We start from the raw sequence: 1159 nt of genomic DNA on the forward strand, positions 1-1159 counted from the left end.
CCGCTTTGTCGTCAAAGATTGCGTTCTGAAATGGGCAGTTGTTGTCGCCGTTCTGCGAGCGTCGACCACGTCACGGCCGTCATGATACAACCGGCACCGATAAAGAAATTCAGATGGAGCGTCTCATTCAAGACGAGCCACCCGAGCGTCCCTCCGACCAAAGGCTGGAAGAAGAAAAAGAGTGACCCGACACTCGCATCCATCAACTCAAGTCCTTTGTTCCAAAAGAAGAACGCCCCTGCCGTCGACACGACACCGATATATAAGACACTGAGCCAAAGGACACCATTCAATTCCGGAAAGCCGTTTTGCATGACCTCTATACTCATCAAAGGGGTCATCAACAACCAGGCGACTCCAATCGCAAACGTCGTCAGTGTCAACGTCGATAAGGTCTGTGTCCCGATTTTCACGTAAATCGACATGAGCGCCCACGTCACGGCGGCTAATACGAGTATAAAACTACCTACGCGATACGTCCCTTCCCCTTCCCAACCGACCACAATGAGAACACCAACCGTCGCCAGTCCGAGCGCTCCTACTTTGACTGGAGTCAATCGCTCCTTCAATAGGATTCGAGCGAATAAGACCATGAACGCTGGCGTCGCTGCGGTCACGAGAGATCCGGTATGCGCATCCGATAGCTTCGTTCCGATAAATTGAAACGAAATCGAAGCGACGTACCCGATGACACCGACGAGTCCAATCCATTTCCAATCTGTCCGCCGAATCCGCTCCCGTCCAAACCGAAGCCAGACGACGAATAGGACCATAAATGCAACAGCATATCGTAGCCAGACAAACGTGAACGGTTCAATATAAGCGAGCGCATACTTACTGACCACATACATCCCGCCCCATATACTCGCCGCAAGTGTCAAACTGAGTGCTCCTAGCCATTCTTTCCTCATGCTCTCGCCTCCTCAATGGCGACTATATACGACGTCCTTGTGTCCATTTCCTTTATTTTCATTGTCAGTCTCAAGAAAAACGCTTACAATCAAGACATAGATGAATGAAAGGAGGGAGAAAGGTGAAATTTGTCGGACGTACGCATTGGACAACTGAACATTTGTACATTTTGCGTGCGATTTTTCACGATGTCGCTTAATCAAGGGACCCGTCTGTCCTTTTTTAGACATTGCTGAATATACGACAA

1 protein-coding gene is annotated in these 1159 nt (G+C 49.4%); it reads right to left on the reverse strand.

Features of this window, described 5'->3' with window-relative positions:
• Positions 1-11: 11 nt before the first annotated feature.
• Positions 12-911 (reverse strand): DMT family transporter, encoded by a 900-nt coding sequence (locus tag ON063_RS14570; protein WP_274665614.1) that lies wholly within the window; start codon positions 909-911, stop codon positions 12-14.
• Between the last annotated feature and the right edge of the window lie 248 nt (positions 912-1159).

It is taken from the genome of Exiguobacterium sp. B2(2022) (assembly GCF_028823655.1).
GTDB lineage: Bacteria > Bacillota > Bacilli > Exiguobacteriales > Exiguobacteriaceae > Exiguobacterium > Exiguobacterium aestuarii_A.